Below are 17865 nucleotides of genomic sequence, written 5' to 3' on the forward strand. Positions count from 1 at the left end.
TGTCAAAAACGGTTTGAGAATAGACCGTTTTAGGTCAGCAACAAGAAATTGAGATTTGCTGAGAAATCAAGTTCCTATGAAACTACTGATTCGCTTTTTAGTTTTTATTTGTCCCACTCTCGTTTGTTATATACAAAAAAACTGAGGAAATGTCCTCAGTTTCTCTATGTATTATTCGACAATTAGCATACCGTCTTTGATAGCAAATGGATTATCTTCGTTGATGCGATCGTAGAACATGATACCATTTGTGTGGTCAATTTCGTGTTGAACAACAATTGAGTTGTAACCTTTAAGTTTGATGCGGTGTTTTTCACCGTTTTTGTCGAAGTATTCAACAGTCACACGAGAATGACGAACAACGTATCCTTCAACGACACGGTCAACAGACAAGCAACCTTCACCGTCAGCAAGTGCTGCATCTTGAACTGAGTGTGCAACAACTTTTGGATTGTACATTACTTCTTGTAAGCTGTAAGCTTCTTTTGGTGGATTGCCATCTTTATCTTCCATATTTGGTACAAGAACGGCAATGATTCGTTTTGAAACATTCAATTGTGGTGCTGCAAGTCCAACACCACCGCGCAAGCCCATTTTTTCAGCTGTTACAGGGTCTTGAGAATTTTTCAAGAATTGCATCATTTTTTCACCTAAAATGATTTCTTCATCAGATAATGGGAATGTGACATCATCACAAATCTTACGCAAAGTTGGATGACCTTCGCGAATAATATCGTTCATATTGATTAAATGACTTGGTTTAGCTAATTTTTCAATAACTGACATATTTTCTCCTCAAATTATTCTATATAACACTATAGCATAAAAATGCTGAACGAGAAAGCTAAAGGCTCAGTTAGTAATCTTCAAGTCAATGAGTTGCGCCATATCTTTGATATAATAGTTAGGGCGACGTTTTTCAATAATTCCTAAATCGATAAATTCATGAATGACACGAAGTAAATGTCGGTAGCTGACACTGAAGGAATCAGCAAGATTAGTTAATTCTAGTTTGAAGACACCTTTATCTTCGATAGCCAAGATATGAGTAGCTAGGCGTTCTTTAAGTGTGTAATTCAAATTCGTTGAGGCATGGATGTTTTGCTCATAAAGTGACTGAGCTAGGCCTCTGCTAAGATTTAGGAGTAAATCATTATCAGCTAATAATTCTTTGCGAATCCCAGTCAAGGGAAGTTGGATAACCAGAGTATCTTCAAGTGCAATAACTGAAGAAACGATAGGTTGATCGGTTAATAATTCAATATCACCAATCAGAGTTGGTTTTTCTTTAATATCTAGAATATGTTCTTTACCGTTAAATAAACGACGAACAATTTTTAATTTTCCTTTAGCGAAAAAAGAGAGTGCAGTTAAAGCTTCTCCTTGGTGACAAATAGCATCTCCGGCTACTAATTCACGAACTTGTAATTTATCAAAATAATGTTTAGGAAAGATTTTTTCAAGCTGATAGTCTTGAATATATTGTTCTAAAGACACACAGACCTCCTTTGTGACAAAAGTCATATTTTTATGCGCTAACTTTGATTATACTGGAAATGATGAAAAAAACAAGTAAGGAGTTTCTATGAAAACATTTTTGGAGAAATTTAGTCTCCTATCTTTATCTTTGATGCTGGTCTCGACCTTATCACCGTCGACAGCATTACCCCAAATGATTACAACATTTCATCAGCAAGGATACGCTGCTAGTCAGGTAGAATTTCTATTTTCACTATCATCTTTTGCGATTCTTGCCATGTTGTTACTAAATCCAATTACCGAACGTCTAATCTCTGAACGTCTCAGCATTATTCTTGGACTTTTATTAATTGCCTTTGGTGGTAGTATGCCTGTAATGTTGCAGAGCTACTCATTAGTTGTGGTCTCACGTGTTTTACTTGGTATTGGAATTGGTTTTATTAACTCACGTGCGATTAGTATCATCAGTGAAACTTATGCTGGTAGAGAACAAGCTCAAATGCTCGGTCTTCGTGGATCGTTTGAAATTATTGGTAACGCCTTGTTGACCATGATTGTTGGTTTTCTTGTTGTTCTAGGCTGGTCATGGACATTTAGTGTTTATTTATTTGCTTTACCAGTCCTCGTGTTCTATCTTCTCTTTGCACCAAAAGCTAAGGTAGAAGTTAAAGATACCCCAAAAGAATCACGTGCTAAGTTTACGAAAGCTGATATCTTATATATTGTTGGTCTATCGTTATTAGCAGGTTTTGTGATTAATATCAATAGTGCAAATAGTCTTCGAATCCCAGTTATTGTTGACCAATTGCATCTTGGAAGTCCACGTCAAGCAAGTCTTATCTTGAGTGGTATGATGCTTATGGGAATTCTCTCAGGAATCTGTTTTGAAGCTTTGTTGGTTCGTTTTAACAAAAATTTGATCACTGTTTCATTGCTTCCGTTTGCTCTCGGTCTTTTCTTGTTAGGGTTTGCTCATAACCTTTGGGTTATGCTTATCGGAGCAATGTTATCAGGTTTCTGGTACAGCATCGTTGTAACAAACGTCTTTAGTAATGTGTCAACGAAAATTTCGCCACAACTGATCGGTAATGCGACAACATTAGTTCTATTGTTCTGTAACTTAGGTGGGGCTAGTGCAGCATTTACTCTAAACCTCTTTTCAAAAGTAAACCCACAACCAGGATTTGCTTTTGTGATTTATGCGATTATCAGTCTTGTTATTAGCTTTGGACTAGTCTTTAAAACACGCTTTTTAACAAAAAAATAATTTGTGTTAAAGTCTAGTTAAATTAAGGGAAAACCTTTGACAAAAGCAGAAGTAATCTGCTACAATAAGGACTGTCGTAAGACAAGTAACTTCTTCTTGGTCGTAGGATCCGCCAAAAACCTACCACTCGGATGAAGCAATATAAAGGAGAAAATTATTATGGCAATCTCAAAAGAGAAAAAAAATGAAATCATTGCTCAATACGCACGTCACGAAGGTGACACAGGTTCAGTTGAAGTTCAAGTAGCTGTTCTTACTTGGGAAATCAACCACCTTAACGAGCACATTAAACAACACAAAAAAGACCACGCAACTTACCGTGGATTGATGAAAAAAATCGGTCACCGTCGTAACTTGTTGGCATACCTTCGCCGTACAGACGTTAACCGTTACCGCGAATTGATCGCATCACTTGGTCTTCGTCGTTAATCTGACGTTAGGTCACGTAAAAGCTTCTTGGATTTTCCAAGAAGCTTTTTTGTGTGCAAATGCTTCAGTTGATTAACAAAATTAATCACCTTCCCATTGGGTGTATTTTAATGAAAATGAGGTTTTATATAGCATTAAAATGTTAAAAGTGACAAAAGTATTAATATAAAAGGAAAAACGCAAGTGTAATTTGTATCCCCTTACATTGCTTTTACAATAAAAATGAAAAAGCTTACAAAAAACACTTGACCTTTTTTTGAAAAAGGGTTAATATAATTGGTGAAGAATATCACAATGATATGATGATTAAAGAATTTAACTGTTGATTTTGTGTAGTTTTTATAGTGAAGAGAACCTCAAGTAGTGACGTTGAGTTTTGAAATTCCAGACTATACGGTCTTGTTTTTATTTTAGTATCAATCATTAATATAGTTCTTCTCAAAAAATGAGGCACTTATTTTTAAGGGTACTTATAAGGAGGTTTTCTTAATGGCTAAAGCAACAAATGCAGATGTAAAGAATAACGAGTTGAGCGCTGAAGAGTTGGCTCAACAGTACACTGGAGCTCTTGTCGAAAAAGCTCTTGAAGCTGAACGTATTTATGCAACTTATTCACAAGAACAAGTTGATAATATCGTAGCAGCGATGGCTCTTGCAGGTTCAGAAGCTTCACTTGAATTAGCAAAAGAAGCTCATGCAGAAACTGGTCGTGGTGTCGTTGAGGATAAGGATATTAAGAACCACTTCGCTACTGAGTACGTTTATGAACGTATTAAAAACGAAAAAACAGTAGGTATCATTGGTGAAGATAAGGTTTCAGGAAGTATCCAAATTGCTGCACCTCTTGGTGTTTTGGCTGGTATTGTTCCAACAACAAATCCAACATCAACAACCATGTTCAAAATTTTGGTAGCTCTTAAAACACGCAATGCGATTGTTTTTGCCTTCCACCCACAAGCACAAAAATGTTCAGCACATGCAGCTCAAATTCTTTACGATGCTGCTATTAAAGCTGGTGCTCCAGAAAACATTGTTCAATGGATTGAAACACCATCTCTTGCAAACACATCAGCGCTTATCCAAAATCCGAAAATTGCTTCTATTTTGGCAACTGGTGGACCTGGTATGGTAAATGCCGCTCTTAAATCAGGTAACCCATCAATGGGTGTTGGTGCTGGTAACGGTGCTATCTACGTTGATGCAACTGCCCATGTTGATCGTGCTGTAGAAGATTTGTTGCTATCAAAACGTTTTGATAACGGTATGATTTGTGCAACTGAAAACTCTGCAGTTGTTGAAGCACCAATCTATGATGAATGGCTTCAAAAAATGCAAGATAAGGGTGCCTACCTTGTGCCTAAGAAGGACTATAAGAAAATTGAAGACTTTGTCTTTAATGATAGACACGGAGTTAACGGTCCAGTTGCCGGAATGCCTGCCACTTGGATTTGTGAACAAGCCGGTGTCAAATTACCAGAAGGTAAAGATGTTCTCTTGTTTGAACTTGATAAGAAAAACATTGGTGAAAAACTATCTTCTGAAAAACTTTCTCCACTCCTTTCAGTTTATAAAGCTAAAGACCGTAAAGAAGGTGTTGAAATTGTTGAAGCACTTCTTGACTACCAAGGTGCAGGACACAATGCTGGTATTCAAATTGGTTCACAAGCAGACCCATTTGTTGCTGAATATGGTGATGCTGTGAAAGCATCTCGTGTCTTGGTTAACCAACCAGATTCAGTCGGAGGTATCGGTGATGTCTACACAGACGCACTTAAAGCTAGCTTAACACTTGGAACAGGATCATGGGGGAAAAATTCATTGTCACACAATCTTTCAACTGGCGATCTCTTAAATGTTAAGACAGTTGCTAAACGTCGCAACCGTCCTCAATGGATTCGCCTACCAGAAAAAACATACTACGAAAAAAATGCTATCTCTTATTTGCAAGACGAATACGAATCAATGCAACGTGCTTTGATTGTTGCTGACCCAGGTATGGTTCAATTTGGTTTTGTTGATACTGTCCTTGCTCAATTGGCATTGCGTGATGAAAAAGTTGCGACATCAATTTACGGCACTATCAAACCAGACCCAACACTTGGTCAAACAATTGAAATCGCAAAACAAATGCGTGATTTCAAACCAGATACAGTTATTGCAGTCGGTGGTGGTTCAGCACTTGATGCGGCTAAAATTGCACGTTACATCTATGAATACTCACTTGATCAAGAAGCTGATTTTCTTGATAGCTACGAAAACGTCAGCGAACTCTTCTTACGTTTGCAACAAAAATTCATTGATATCCGTAAACGTATCGTAAAATTCAAACATCAAACAGCAACTCGTCTCTTCTGTATCCCAACAACATCTGGTACAGGTTCAGAAGTAACACCTTACGCTGTTATTACTGATGATCATACTCACGTTAAATATCCATTGACTGACTATGAATTGACACCACAAGTTGCTATTGTTGACCCAGAATTTGTTATGACAGTGCCAAAACGTACCGTTGCTCTTTCTGGTTTGGATACTTTGTCACATGCCCTTGAAGCTTATGTTTCAGTTATGGCATCTGATTTGACTCGTCCATGGTCTCTTGAAGCTATTAAATTAGTTATCGAAAACTTGGAAGATTCTTATAACTACGATCCTAAGAATCCTACACTTCGTGGCGAACAAGCACGTGAAAATATGCACTATGCTGCAACACTTGCAGGTATGGCCTTCTCAAATGCCTTCCTAGGTATTAATCACTCAATCGCACACAAAACTGGTGGTGAATTTGGTCTTCCTCACGGTCTAGCTATTTCAATCGCTATGCAACATGTTATTCGTTACAATGGTGTTGCAGGAAATGTGAAACGTTCAGTCTTCCCACGTTATGAAGAATATCGTGCACAACGTGATTACGCTGATATTGCTCGTAGCCTTGGTCTTCAAGGTAAAGATGATGCAGCATTAGTAGAAGCACTTTGCCAACGTATTGATGCTTTGATGAAAGCAGTTGATGTTGATCCACGTCTTTCTGCAAATGGTGTTACAAAAGAAGCCTTTGATGCAGCAGTTGATAAATTAGCATCACTTGCTTACGATGACCAATGTACACCTGCTAACCCTCGTCAACCATATATTGCTGAGTTGAAACAATTGTTGATTGACATGTTCTAATATTGCATTGTTCAATGCTTAAAAACCTCCTGAAAAGGAGGTTTTTGTGTTTTTAATTTAAGAAAAGTAGTCTTTTAAATGGTGCTTGCTTTTTAATTTTCGCACACGAGAAATTATGATAGAATGGTGGTGTAAAAAAGCAGATTTTTTAAATAAAGGCATAAAAAGGAGAATGTTATGATTGGGTCATTAATTGTTGGTGCACTTATTGGGATAATAGCAGGAGCTATTACGAAAAAAGGTGAATCAATGGGATGTATTTATAATATTTTTGCAGGACTTGTTGGTTCATTTGTTGGTCAAACTTTATTTGGTTCTTGGGGGCCAAGTTTGGCAGGTATGGCTATTTTACCATCTATTCTTGGTGCGATTATTGTCATTGCTGTGGTGGATTTATTATTTAGATGATAGATGTCAAAAGATATAACAGAGTAGCTATTTCGAGATAGCTACTTTTTTTGCGCTTTCGGTCTTAGAGCTCTGCCATTTCCTCTAAAATGTGATAAAATAGTGGAGATACGTGGTTTTATGCAAAGACGAGTTTATAAGTCTTTTACAGACTGGTTTTTGTAGAAAACAGACGTATCAAAAAAATTGTTAGAGGAATAAAAATGTCAAAACAAACTTTTGAAACAACCTTTGCTGGTCGACCACTTGTTGTTGAAATTGGTCAAGTTGCTAAACAAGCTAATGGCGCTGTAGTAATTCGCTACGGTGAATCAACAGTTCTTAGTGCGGCTGTAATGTCTAAAAAGATGTCTACAGGTGACTTCTTCCCACTTCAAGTTAACTACGAAGAAAAAATGTACGCCGCTGGAAAATTCCCAGGTGGTTTCAACAAACGTGAAGGACGTCCAACAACTGATGCGACATTGACAGCTCGCTTGATTGACCGTCCAATTCGTCCAATGTTTGCAGAAGGTTTCCGTAATGAAGTTCAAGTGATTAACACTGTTCTTTCTTATGACGAAGATGCTAGTGCACCAATGGCAGCTATGTTTGGTAGCTCATTAGCCTTGTCTATTTCAGATATTCCATTCAATGGACCAATCGCAGGGGTTCAAGTGGCTTATATCGATGGTGAATTTATCATCAACCCATCAGCAGAACAAAAAGAAGCTTCACTTCTTGAATTGACTGTTGCTGGTACAAAAGAAGCCATCAACATGGTTGAATCTGGTGCCAAAGAATTGTCAGAAGATATCATGCTTGAAGCTCTTCTTAAAGGTCACGAAGCTGTCAAAGAATTGATTGCTTTCCAAGAAGAAATCGTCGCAGCTGTTGGTAAAGAAAAAGCAGAAGTTGAATTACTTCAAGTTGATCCAGAATTGCAAGCTGAAATTATCGCAGCCTACAACGCAGATCTTCAAAAAGCTGTTCAAGTTGAAGAGAAAAAAGCGCGTGAAGCAGCAACAGAAGCTGTTAAAGAAGAAGTCACTGCTGTCTATGAAGAACGTTACGCTGATGACGAAAACTACGAAACAATTATGCGTGATGTTGCTGAAATTCTGGAACAAATGGAACACGCTGAAGTTCGTCGTTTGATTACAGAAGATAAGATTCGTCCTGATGGTCGTCGTGTTGATGAAATTCGCCCATTGGATGCTGAAATCGACTACATTCCAAAAGTTCACGGTTCTGGTTTGTTCACACGTGGACAAACTCAAGCCTTGTCAGTATTAACACTTGCTCCGATGGGAGAAACACAAATCGTTGACGGTCTTGGGGCTGAATACAAAAAACGTTTCTTGCATCACTATAATTTTCCACAATTCTCTGTTGGTGAAACAGGACGTTATGGTGCGCCAGGCCGTCGTGAAATTGGTCACGGAGCTCTTGGTGAACGTGCTCTTGCGCAAGTTCTTCCAAGCCTTGAAGAATTCCCATACGCTATCCGCCTAGTTGCTGAAGTTTTGGAATCAAATGGTTCATCATCACAAGCATCAATCTGTGCTGGTACACTTGCACTTATGGCTGGTGGTGTGCCAATCAAAGCACCAGTTGCTGGTATTGCCATGGGATTGATTTCAGACGGCAGCAACTACACAATCTTGACAGATATCCAAGGTCTTGAAGATCACTTCGGCGATATGGACTTCAAAGTAGCTGGTACTCGCGAAGGTATTACAGCTCTTCAAATGGATATCAAGATTGAAGGTATTACACCGCAAATCTTGAAAGAAGCTCTAGCTCAAGCTAAGAAAGCTCGCTTTGAAATTCTTGATTTGATTGAAGCAACCATCCCAGTTCCTCGTACACACCTTGCTCCAACAGCACCAAAAATTGATACTATTAAAATTGATGTTGATAAAATCAAAGTGGTTATCGGTAAAGGTGGCGAAACTATCGATAAAATCATCGAAGAAACTGGCGTTAAAATCGATATCGACGAAGAAGGAAATGTATCTATCTACTCATCTGACCAAGCTGCTATCGACCGTGCTAAAGAAATCATTGCTGGTTTAGTTCGTGAAGCTAAAGTTGGTGAAGTTTACCACGCTAAAGTTGTCCGTATTGAAAAATTCGGTGCATTTGTAAACCTATTTGATAAAACAGATGCCCTTGTTCACATTTCAGAAATCGCTTGGACACGTACAGCAAACGTTTCAGATGTTCTTGAAGTTGGCGATGAAGTAGACGTTAAAGTCATTAAAGTAGACGATAAAGGTCGTGTCGATGCTTCAATGAAAGCTTTGCTACCACGTCCACCAAGAGCTGAAAAAAATGAACACAAAAAACATTCACCATTTGGTGGACACCTACGTGATCATAAAGAAAAACACGATAGTATCGACTAAGATTTTTTCTGATTGATTATCTCTTATATTGTGGAGTTTAACGATGACAAATTTAAATGAACTTGATATTCGTTTGCGTGCCTTTGTTAACGCACCAGACAACTTTTTAGATAGTATTGCTCTTGTCAATGCTTTACATAACATTCCAGTTTTGGCTAGCGATCAACCATATGCTCTTGATATCGAAGGGCAAAGAGTGACTCCTGTCTTTTCTGACAAAGAAGATCTTGAAAACTTCAAAGAAGAGCAAGATAGTGCTAAAACTCAAAACTGGGTAGAACGTCCAACATTGGATGTTTTGAAAGAAGTCATTGAAAAAGGATTAACAGGAATTGTCTTCAATCTTAAGAAAACAGGTGATTTTGGCAATTCTACAATTTTCAAAAGTAGTGAATTGATCCAATTTTTGAATGCTTACACAACTATTTTGAACAAACTTATGGGTGAAGAAAACCTTGCTGCAGATACTTTGGATAAATACTATCTAGTTCCTGCATTTGTTCACCCACGTGATGATAAAAGCTTTGACCGCATGTTCCCAACAATGTCTACCCCAGAAGGTAAAAGCTATGTTCCAGCCTTTTCAAATCTTCAAAGTTTTGCGAAATGGTATAACCACAATGAATTTGGTGCACCTTTCCGTAAAGCGCAAGGAAGTATTTTAACATGGCGCTTAGCAGATATTTATCAACCAGGACATGGTGAAAATGATATTGATGAAACGGTCGGAGTTGCAATTAACCCGTTTGATGACCAACAAATTTTAGTTGATTGGTCTGAAATCGACGAAGATGACTAAAAAGAAAGGAGAAGATATGGGTTGGTGGAAAGAAAGCATAGATATCGTAAAGAAAAATGATCCAGCGGCTCGTAGCTCTCTGGAGATTATACTAACTTATCCTGGTGTCAAAGCTTTGGCCGCGCATCGTATTTCACATTTCTTATGGAAACATGGTTTGAAACTATTAGCGCGTATGCACAGTCAATTCTGGCGCTTTTGGACACAAATTGAAATTCACCCAGGGGCTGAAATTGCTGAAGGCGTCTTTATTGATCATGGTTCAGGTCTTGTTATTGGTGAAACAGCAATTGTAGAAAAAGGAGTTATGCTTTATCATGGTGTGACTCTGGGCGGAACTGGTAAGGATGTTGGAAAACGTCACCCAACTGTACGTGAAGGAGCGCTTGTTTCTGCCCACGCACAAGTTATTGGACCTATCGAAATCGGTAAAAATTCTAAAGTAGGTGCAGCAGCTGTTGTTGTTTCAGATGTTCCTGCAGATGTAACAGTAGTCGGAGTGCCAGCGAAAGTTGTTCGTGTTCATGGTAAAAAAGATGAAAATGCTATTCATGACCTCGAAGAACATCGTGAGTATTACACATCAAAATTGGAAGAAGCACGCTATCAAAGTTTACATTCATCAAAACTTTAATGGAAAGATAAATGGAGATTGGAGGAAGGAACATGACAATTAAGATTTATGATACAATGACTCGAAGTCTTCGTGACTTTGTCCCAATTACTGAAAATACAGTTAACATGTACGTCTGCGGGCCAACAGTTTACAATTATATCCATATCGGAAATGCTCGTAGTGTTGTTGCTTTTGACACGATTCGCCGCTACTTTGAATACCGTGGTTACAAAGTTAATTACATCTCTAACTTTACTGATGTTGATGATAAAATCATCAAAGGTGCAGCAGAAGCTGGTATGGATACAAAAGCCTTCTCAGATAAATTTATTGCTGCTTTTATGGAAGATGTTAAGGAACTTGGTGTAGAACCTGCAACAAAAAATCCTCGTGTCATTGATTACATGGACGAGATTATTGCCTTTGTTAAAGATTTGGTGGATAAAGGTTTCGCTTATGAAGTAAACGGAGACGTGTATTTTCGTGTCGCTAAAAGCAAAAACTACGCTAAATTAGCTAATAAAACCCTAGAAGACCTTGAAGTAGGTGCCAGTGGTCGTGTAGATGGTGAAGGTGACATTAAAGAAAATCCTTTGGATTTTGCACTCTGGAAAGCTGCTAAACCTGGTGAAGTTTCTTGGCAAAGTCCATGGGGACAAGGTCGTCCAGGCTGGCACATTGAATGTTCAGTAATGGCGACAAGTATCTTGGGCGATACCATTGATATACACGGTGGTGGTGCTGACTTAGAATTTCCACACCATACAAATGAAATTGCTCAATCAGAAGCTAAAACTGGTAAGACATTTGCAAACTATTGGATGCACAATGGTTTTGTTAACGTGGACAATGAAAAAATGTCAAAATCACTTGGAAACTTCGTAACAGTTCATGATATGTTAAAAACTGTCGATGGCCAAGTGCTACGTTTCTTCCTTGCGACACAACAATACCGCAAACCAGTGAACTTTACTGAAAAAGCAGTTCATGATGCATCGGTTAACCTTAAATATTTGAAAAATACCTTTACCTTGCCGCTTGGAGAAGCTGTTGATTCAGCTGAACTTGCAAAATTCAAAGCTGATTTTGAAGCAGCAATGGACGATGACTTTAATACAGCAAACGGTATTACAGTTGTCTTTGATATGGCAAAATGGATTAATTCAGGAAACTACGATCAAGCAACTAAAGATACTTTTGCTAAAATGTTAGCTGTTTTTGGTATTGTTTTTGAAGAAGAAGTGCTTGATGCTGATATTGAAGCTTTGATTGAAAAACGCCAAGAAGCGCGTGCAAACAAAGATTTTGCAACAGCTGATGCCATTCGTGATCAATTAGCGGCACAAGGTATTAAACTTCTTGATACCAAAGATGGTGTGAGGTGGACACGTGACTAAGGTAGATGTCAATCTGATTAATGGTATTGCTCTTGCGTTTGAAGGCGATGCGGTTTATTCTATGTATGTTCGTAAACACTTGATTTTTCAAGGCTTAACGAAACCTAATCAATTACACCGTAAAGCTACAAGATACGTCTCAGCCAAAGCTCAAGCCATGTTGATTAATCTAATGCTTGAAGAAAAGCTCTTGTCTGAAAAAGAAGAAGAAATCTACAAACGTGGTCGTAACACCAACAGTCACACCAAAGCCAAAAATGCTGATGTCGTGACTTATCGCATGTCAACAGGGTTTGAAGCGGTGATGGGTTACCTTCATATGACAGATCAAATTGATCGTCTGGAAGAACTTATCGATTGGTGTATTCAAGCTGTTGAAAAAATTGAAGATTAAGCAAAAAATAAAAATAGCCGGTTCTCGCATGAGAGCTGGTTTTCATGTTATAATAACACTATGAAGAACAAAGATTTTAATGAAGCAAACGACATCGTTTACGGTGTCCATGCAGTAACGGAAAGTTTAACGGCTAATACAGGAAATAAACTCTACATTCAAGATGATTTACGTGGAAAAAACGTTGATCGAATTAAAAGTCTAGCAGCTGAAAAGAAAGTTTCTATCTCTTGGACGCCTAAGAAGACACTTAGTGAGATGACTAATGGGGCTGTTCACCAAGGTTTTGTTTTACGCGTTTCAGAATTTGCTTATGCTGAATTAGATAGCATTTTAGAAAAAGCTGCGCAAGAAGAAAATCCACTTATCCTTATCTTGGATGGGCTTAATGACCCACATAATTTTGGCTCAATCTTGCGAACAGCTGATGCTACAAATGTTACTGGTGTGATTATTCCAAAACATCGTGCAGTAGGTGTAACTCCAGTAGTATCTAAAACATCAACAGGTGCTGTTGAGCATGTGCCAATCGCACGTGTAACAAACCTTAGCCAAACACTTGATAAGTTAAAAGAACAAGGCTTCTGGGTGTTTGGTACAGATATGAACGGAACACCATCTCACAAATGGAATACTTCAGGGAAATTAGCATTAATTATTGGTAATGAAGGTAAAGGAATCTCACCGAATATCAAAAAACAAGTTGATGAGATGATTACGATTCCGATGAACGGTCATGTTCAAAGTTTGAATGCTAGTGTCGCTGCAGCGGTATTAATGTATGAAGTTTTCCGTCATAAAGTAGACTAAGATTCATGTAAAGCCAAAAAACTAGCCATCCATGAAAGGAATAAAAAATGAAGAAAAGAATCCTCTTAGTTGATGGTTACAATATGATTGCCTTTTGGCAGGAAACGCGTCAACTGTTTAAGACAAATCGATTAGATGAAGCGCGAAATCTTTTGCTACGCAAGATCAATAATTACGCCCATTTTGAAAATCTTGATATCATTTGTGTCTTTGATGCGCAATATGTTCCAGGTGTTCGTCAACGTTACGATGAATATAAAATTCAAGTCATTTTTACAGAAGAGGATGAAACGGCTGACTCATATATTGAGCGCACAGCTGCTGAGTTAAATACTCCACGTCACCTTGTAGAAGTGGCTACCAGTGACTTAAATGAACAATGGACCATTTTTTCACAAGGAGCTCTTCGTGTCTCAGCACGTGAGTTGGAACAACGTGTTAACACTGTTAAGTCAGATTTAGATAAAATGTCAAAACATATCGATTTAACCACCCCAAAGCTTCGCCCATGGAATGACGGACAAATGGATCAATTAAAACAGTTACTTGATGATATTTAAACTAGTAAACTTTTTAAAGGAGCTCGCTAAATGCGGGCTTTTTTGTTATAATAAAAAATAAATCATTTGATAATCAAAGTATTTTTGGTGAATGATTGTTATTTTAGACAATATGTTAGTTAAGAAAATAGTTTTAAGTATTAAAAAGGGAGAATTATGACTTTTAAATTAATAACAGATTCAACGGCAGATTTAGATGAGAATTGGGCGAATGATCATGATGTTGAAATTTTAGGCTTAACAGTTCAGCTTGATGGGGAAATTTATGAAACAGTAGGTCCTAATCGTTTGACTAGTGAGAAATTGCTTGAAAGTATGAAAAATGGTGGAAAACCAACAACCAGTCAAGTCAATGTAGGTCAATTTGAAGAATCTTTTCGTCGTCACGCTGAAAATGGCGATAAAGTCCTTTATTTAGCATTCTCTTCTGTGCTTTCTGGGACTTATCAAAGTTCAATGATTGCGCGTGATTTAGTGTTAGAAGAATACCCAGATGCTACGATTGAGATTGTTGATACGTTAGCTGCTGCAGGTGGTGAAGGGTATTTGTCTATTCTTGCAGCTGCAGCGCGTGATGAAGGTAAGACACTTGAAGAAACAAAAGCGATGATTGTCGATATTTTGCCACGTCTACGAACGTATTTCTTGGTTGACGATCTTTACCATTTGATGCGTGGTGGACGTCTTTCAAAAACGTCAGCCATCATGGGCAGTTTAGCTAATATTAAGCCACTTTTGTGGATTGAAGCTTCTGGTAAATTAGTTCCTTTGGCTAAAATTCGTGGACGTAAAAAAGCATTGAGAGAAGTGGTTTCACAAGCGACACAAGCATTAGCTCACAGGACAGCTGTGGTTGCCTACGCCAATGACATTGAAGGGGCTGAAACGCTTAAAAAATCATTGTTAGAACATGAAGATATTGACAATGTTCTTATTATGCCGTTAGGCCCAATCATTTCAGCACACGTCGGACCTGGAACACTAGCCGTCTTTACAATCGGAAAAGAAGCACGATAATTTGCCTTTGCCAAGCGAATTTGACGGCGTGTAAAATGATTTTTACCGTGATGTCAAAAGGTATTTGCTAGTATTCAAATGAAAAAAAGAGGATAATTTTGGTGAAAGGCGGGAAAAGAATGAACATCAGTGAATTACGAAAACAAGAAAAATTGAGTCAGGATGATTTTGCTAATATTTTTCATGTCTCAAGACAGACTGTATCAAATTGGGAAAATGGGAAAAACTATCCAGATGTAGAAATGCTGGTTAAAATTAGTGATTATTTTGGCATCTCTGTTGACCAATTAATTAAAAAAGAAACTATACCAAGTGTAGCAAAAAATTCTGATAAGCAGAAGAAGCTGTGGCCAATGCTTGCTGTAATTGCCACAGTGGTTTGCCTTATCGGAGCATTCTTTTTGTATAACTATAATGAAGAACACTCAGTCAAGTTTTCAATGAAAAAAGATAAGACTTATGGTCAAAGTGCAACTAGCCAAAAAACTTTAGAAATTGCTAAAGGTTATTTCACATTACCAGAAGATGAAAAGTTGAATCTTAAAGTAAATGGGATGACAGACGATGGAGATTTACATTTAAGTATTGTTGATGAAAATAACAAGTGTTGCTATCAACTTGATGGCGATGAATTAAAAGATAGCCAAAAACTTTACTTTAAAAAAGGGTCTTATAAAGTTCAAATCACTGCTGACAATTATCACGAGAAGGTTGTTAGTCTGGACTATGATGTTCGTGTTAAAGGGTGAAATTCATAATAGTTATAACCAGCAATAAAAAAATCAATACCCTCAACCTGCTTTATTTCTTGAGAGAAGTGATATAATTTTAAAAAATCAAGGGAGGTAGATTGATGACTTTAACGTATGCAGTACTTGGAAGTGGTGCAATGGGATTACGATTTGGACTATTGCTGAAGGAACATTTGGGAGCTCAAGTAGACTTTATTGATACTTGGCAGGAACAAGTTGATACAATTCAAAAACAAGGAGGGGTTTATCAGTCACGAGATGGCGAAAACCGCCACTTGGTTCCGATTGATATTTACCTACCAGAAAACTACCATGGAAAACCAGATGTCTTGATTATTTTTGATAAACAGATGCATCTACAAAAATTATTAGAGCGAAGTAAACATTTCTTCAATAGTAATCAATACGTTTTTACTGGCATGAATGGCATGGGGCACATTGAAAAGATTAATCACTATTTTGTTCCTGAAAAAGTTTTGGCAGGGACTTGTTTAATTGGAACAGTTTTAAAAGCTGCAGGAGATGTCGATTTCATCGGAAAGGCTGGCGCAGGTTCAATTAATTTAGCTGCACAGTCCGGTCATGTCGATAGCGTTCAAAAGCAGATTATTGCTGATTTTAGTGCATCAAATCTTAATCCAAATCTGACAGATAATTTTTTAGGAACACTTTATACAAAGGTTGTTTTTAATTCAGTTATTAATACGATTTGCACACTTTTTGAAATCCGCATGGGCCAATATATTGATTATGAAGGTGCAGAAGCTTTAGGAAAACAATTAATTGATGAAGCCTATGATGTTGCAGAGTTGGCTGGAATAAAACCACTTGGCAGTCGTGAGCAAGAATGGGAGACTATTCGATATGTTAGTGCAGAAACAAGTCCGCTTCACTACCCATCAATGTATCAAGATATGAGTAAAGGCAGGGAGACAGAAGTTGACTATATCAATGGTTATATTTACGATTTAGGTGTAGCCAATGGTTATCAAGCTAAGACTCACGACTTCTTACGTCACTTGGTTCATTTGGCTGAAAATACTCGGAAATTCCGCTAACCGCTTTCGCCAAAAAGTGCAGAAAAAAGCTAAAAAAACTTAGAAAAGATGGTTCGTAAGTGTTGACTTACTACCACTTTTTTTGGTATTATAATAAACGGTATTGTTTACCCCATTTGTAAGGCCCCGGAACCTTTCAAATAACTCGTGGACCGGAACATCCACATTTTGTAAACAAAAACGAATTCGTATAGGAGAACTCATGAACAAAACAACATTCATGGCTAAACCAGGCCAAGTTGAACGTAAATGGTACGTTGTTGACGCAACAGATGTACCTCTTGGACGTCTTTCTGCAGTAGTTGCTAGCGTACTTCGCGGAAAAAACAAACCAACATTTACACCACACACTGATACAGGTGACTTCGTTATCGTTATCAATGCTGAAAAAGTTAAATTAACTGGTAAAAAAGCAACTGATAAAATCTACTACACTCACTCAATGTATCCAGGTGGATTGAAACAAATCTCAGCAGGTGAACTTCGTTCTAAAAATGCTGTTCGCTTGATTGAAAAATCAGTTAAAGGCATGCTTCCACACAACACTCTTGGACGTGCACAAGGTATGAAATTGAAAGTCTTCGTTGGTGCTGAACACACACACGCTGCTCAACAACCAGAAGTACTTGATATCAAAGGACTTATCTAAGAGAGAAAGGAGCATCAATTAAATGGCACAAGCACAATACACAGGTACTGGTCGTCGTAAAAACGCTGTTGCACGCGTACGTTTGGTTCCAGGTACTGGTAAAATCACTGTTAACAAAAAAGATGTAGAAGAATACATCCCACATGCTGACCTTCGTCTTGTTATTAACCAACCATTTGCAGTTACTTCAACTGTAGGTTCATACGACGTTTTCGTTAACGTTGTAGGTGGTGGATACGCAGGTCAATCAGGAGCTATCCGTCACGGTATCGCTCGCGCATTGCTTCAAGTAGACCCAGATTTCCGTGATTCATTGAAACGCGCTGGTCTTCTTACACGTGATGCACGTATGGTTGAACGTAAAAAACCAGGTCTTAAAAAAGCTCGTAAAGCTTCACAATTCTCAAAACGTTAATCAATACGATTATATCAACGTTTCAAGACATTCAAGATTTTTATCTTGGATGTCTTTTTTTGCTTTTAAAAGCTAAATAGCTATCGCATTTCTGAAAATCTGCGATATAAGGCTCTTTTAGAGCATAATAAACGTATGATAAGAAAAAAATAAGCATGAAAAATAGAACTGCTTTTAAGGGCTTAAAATAACTTTCAGGATTGATGCTAATGCTGTAAAGAAACTATCAAAAAAAGTGTTGACAGTGTAAATTA

Annotated in this window: 18 protein-coding genes; 16 read left to right on the plus strand and 2 right to left on the minus strand. The window is 37.8% G+C overall.

Translation table 11 applies throughout. From position 1 onward, the window contains the following. Nucleotides 1–171: 171 nt before the first annotated feature. Together def and B4D49_RS00930 are read right to left on the minus strand one after the other, a co-directional pair. Nucleotides 172–786 (minus strand): peptide deformylase, encoded by a 615-nt coding sequence (def, locus tag B4D49_RS00925; protein WP_286782906.1) that lies wholly within the window; start codon nucleotides 784–786, stop codon nucleotides 172–174. 66 nt (nucleotides 787–852) lie between these two features. Then, nucleotides 853–1524, minus strand: a complete 672-nt coding sequence (locus B4D49_RS00930; protein ID WP_199544598.1) for a Crp/Fnr family transcriptional regulator — start codon at nucleotides 1522–1524, stop codon at nucleotides 853–855. Nucleotides 1525–1585: 61 nt separating this feature from the next. Here B4D49_RS00930 and B4D49_RS00935 point away from each other — a divergent pair, with 61 nt between their 5' ends. The 16 genes from B4D49_RS00935 to rpsI all read left to right on the plus strand — a co-directional run bounded on the left by B4D49_RS00935 (nucleotide 1586) and on the right by rpsI (nucleotide 17611). Beyond that, nucleotides 1586–2746 carry an MFS transporter gene (locus tag B4D49_RS00935; RefSeq protein WP_286782907.1) on the plus strand — a complete coding sequence of 387 codons (1161 nt, stop codon included), beginning with the start codon at nucleotides 1586–1588 and terminating at the stop codon, nucleotides 2744–2746. A 159-nt stretch (nucleotides 2747–2905) separates the two neighbouring features. Then, nucleotides 2906–3175 (plus strand): 30S ribosomal protein S15, encoded by a 270-nt coding sequence (gene rpsO / locus B4D49_RS00940; protein ID WP_003063161.1) that lies wholly within the window; start codon nucleotides 2906–2908, stop codon nucleotides 3173–3175. 489 nt (nucleotides 3176–3664) lie between these two features. Next, on the plus strand, nucleotides 3665–6346 hold the full coding sequence (adhE, locus tag B4D49_RS00945; RefSeq protein WP_286782908.1) for a bifunctional acetaldehyde-CoA/alcohol dehydrogenase: 2682 nt from the start codon (nucleotides 3665–3667) through the stop codon (nucleotides 6344–6346). 177 nt (nucleotides 6347–6523) lie between these two features. After that, nucleotides 6524–6754 carry a GlsB/YeaQ/YmgE family stress response membrane protein gene (locus tag B4D49_RS00950; RefSeq protein ID WP_132869171.1) on the plus strand — a complete coding sequence of 77 codons (231 nt, stop codon included), beginning with the start codon at nucleotides 6524–6526 and terminating at the stop codon, nucleotides 6752–6754. A gap of 203 nt (nucleotides 6755–6957) precedes the next feature. Further along, nucleotides 6958–9144: a polyribonucleotide nucleotidyltransferase gene (gene pnp, locus B4D49_RS00955; protein ID WP_286782909.1), complete on the plus strand. Its 2187-nt coding sequence runs from the start codon at nucleotides 6958–6960 to the stop codon at nucleotides 9142–9144. Nucleotides 9145–9187: 43 nt separating this feature from the next. Continuing rightward, nucleotides 9188–9943 (plus strand): SseB family protein, encoded by a 756-nt coding sequence (locus B4D49_RS00960; protein WP_286782910.1) that lies wholly within the window; start codon nucleotides 9188–9190, stop codon nucleotides 9941–9943. A gap of 16 nt (nucleotides 9944–9959) precedes the next feature. Further along, nucleotides 9960–10577, plus strand: a complete 618-nt coding sequence (gene cysE, locus B4D49_RS00965) for a serine O-acetyltransferase (protein WP_199544574.1) — start codon at nucleotides 9960–9962, stop codon at nucleotides 10575–10577. Nucleotides 10578–10609: 32 nt separating this feature from the next. Further along, the gene (cysS, locus tag B4D49_RS00970; RefSeq protein WP_286782911.1) at nucleotides 10610–11956 is read left to right on the plus strand and encodes a cysteine--tRNA ligase; all 1347 of its coding nucleotides are present in this window, start codon (nucleotides 10610–10612) and stop codon (nucleotides 11954–11956) included. Continuing rightward, entirely contained in the window at nucleotides 11949–12350 is a 402-nt protein-coding gene (locus tag B4D49_RS00975; protein ID WP_074482951.1) for a Mini-ribonuclease 3, read from the plus strand. The genes cysS and B4D49_RS00975 overlap by 8 nt, the downstream gene beginning before the upstream one ends. A 60-nt stretch (nucleotides 12351–12410) precedes the next feature. After that, on the plus strand, nucleotides 12411–13160 hold the full coding sequence (gene rlmB, locus B4D49_RS00980; protein WP_074482950.1) for a 23S rRNA (guanosine(2251)-2'-O)-methyltransferase RlmB: 750 nt from the start codon (nucleotides 12411–12413) through the stop codon (nucleotides 13158–13160). 47 nt (nucleotides 13161–13207) lie between these two features. Beyond that, the gene (locus B4D49_RS00985; RefSeq protein WP_286782912.1) at nucleotides 13208–13720 is read left to right on the plus strand and encodes an NYN domain-containing protein; all 513 of its coding nucleotides are present in this window, start codon (nucleotides 13208–13210) and stop codon (nucleotides 13718–13720) included. A gap of 156 nt (nucleotides 13721–13876) precedes the next feature. Beyond that, a complete protein-coding gene (locus B4D49_RS00990; protein ID WP_074482948.1) occupies nucleotides 13877–14737 on the plus strand; it encodes a DegV family protein in 861 nt (286 codons plus the stop codon). 119 nt (nucleotides 14738–14856) lie between these two features. Continuing rightward, a complete protein-coding gene (locus tag B4D49_RS00995) occupies nucleotides 14857–15486 on the plus strand; it encodes a helix-turn-helix transcriptional regulator (RefSeq protein ID WP_199544567.1) in 630 nt (209 codons plus the stop codon). A gap of 104 nt (nucleotides 15487–15590) precedes the next feature. After that, complete coding sequence (locus tag B4D49_RS01000; protein WP_199544565.1) at nucleotides 15591–16547, plus strand: ketopantoate reductase family protein; 957 nt, start codon at nucleotides 15591–15593, stop codon at nucleotides 16545–16547. A 202-nt stretch (nucleotides 16548–16749) separates the two neighbouring features. Then, nucleotides 16750–17196 (plus strand): 50S ribosomal protein L13, encoded by a 447-nt coding sequence (gene rplM, locus B4D49_RS01005; RefSeq protein ID WP_074482944.1) that lies wholly within the window; start codon nucleotides 16750–16752, stop codon nucleotides 17194–17196. Nucleotides 17197–17218: 22 nt separating this feature from the next. Further along, on the plus strand, nucleotides 17219–17611 hold the full coding sequence (rpsI, locus tag B4D49_RS01010) for a 30S ribosomal protein S9 (RefSeq protein WP_003067667.1): 393 nt from the start codon (nucleotides 17219–17221) through the stop codon (nucleotides 17609–17611). The last annotated feature ends 254 nt before the right edge of the window (nucleotides 17612–17865 follow it).

The organism is Streptococcus sp. UBA4344 (assembly GCF_002393675.1).
In the GTDB taxonomy this organism is placed as follows: Bacteria; Bacillota; Bacilli; order Lactobacillales; family Streptococcaceae; genus Streptococcus; species Streptococcus vicugnae.

Bases quoted from the DNA above. Each gene is read 5' to 3' on its own strand.
- def (WP_286782906.1), bottom strand. From the start codon at position 786: ATGTCAGTTATTGAAAAATTAGCTAAACCAAGTCATTTAATCAATATG.
- B4D49_RS00930 (WP_199544598.1), bottom strand. From the start codon at position 1,524: ATGACTTTTGTCACAAAGGAGGTCTGTGTGTCTTTAGAACAATATATT.
- B4D49_RS00935 (WP_286782907.1), top strand. From the start codon at position 1,586: ATGAAAACATTTTTGGAGAAATTTAGTCTCCTATCTTTATCTTTGATG.
- rpsO (WP_003063161.1), top strand. From the start codon at position 2,906: ATGGCAATCTCAAAAGAGAAAAAAAATGAAATCATTGCTCAATACGCA.
- adhE (WP_286782908.1), top strand. From the start codon at position 3,665: ATGGCTAAAGCAACAAATGCAGATGTAAAGAATAACGAGTTGAGCGCT.
- B4D49_RS00950 (WP_132869171.1), top strand. From the start codon at position 6,524: ATGATTGGGTCATTAATTGTTGGTGCACTTATTGGGATAATAGCAGGA.
- pnp (WP_286782909.1), top strand. From the start codon at position 6,958: ATGTCAAAACAAACTTTTGAAACAACCTTTGCTGGTCGACCACTTGTT.
- B4D49_RS00960 (WP_286782910.1), top strand. From the start codon at position 9,188: ATGACAAATTTAAATGAACTTGATATTCGTTTGCGTGCCTTTGTTAAC.
- cysE (WP_199544574.1), top strand. From the start codon at position 9,960: ATGGGTTGGTGGAAAGAAAGCATAGATATCGTAAAGAAAAATGATCCA.
- cysS (WP_286782911.1), top strand. From the start codon at position 10,610: ATGACAATTAAGATTTATGATACAATGACTCGAAGTCTTCGTGACTTT.
- rlmB (WP_074482950.1), top strand. From the start codon at position 12,411: ATGAAGAACAAAGATTTTAATGAAGCAAACGACATCGTTTACGGTGTC.
- B4D49_RS00985 (WP_286782912.1), top strand. From the start codon at position 13,208: ATGAAGAAAAGAATCCTCTTAGTTGATGGTTACAATATGATTGCCTTT.
- B4D49_RS00990 (WP_074482948.1), top strand. From the start codon at position 13,877: ATGACTTTTAAATTAATAACAGATTCAACGGCAGATTTAGATGAGAAT.
- B4D49_RS00995 (WP_199544567.1), top strand. From the start codon at position 14,857: ATGAACATCAGTGAATTACGAAAACAAGAAAAATTGAGTCAGGATGAT.
- B4D49_RS01000 (WP_199544565.1), top strand. From the start codon at position 15,591: ATGACTTTAACGTATGCAGTACTTGGAAGTGGTGCAATGGGATTACGA.
- rplM (WP_074482944.1), top strand. From the start codon at position 16,750: ATGAACAAAACAACATTCATGGCTAAACCAGGCCAAGTTGAACGTAAA.
- rpsI (WP_003067667.1), top strand. From the start codon at position 17,219: ATGGCACAAGCACAATACACAGGTACTGGTCGTCGTAAAAACGCTGTT.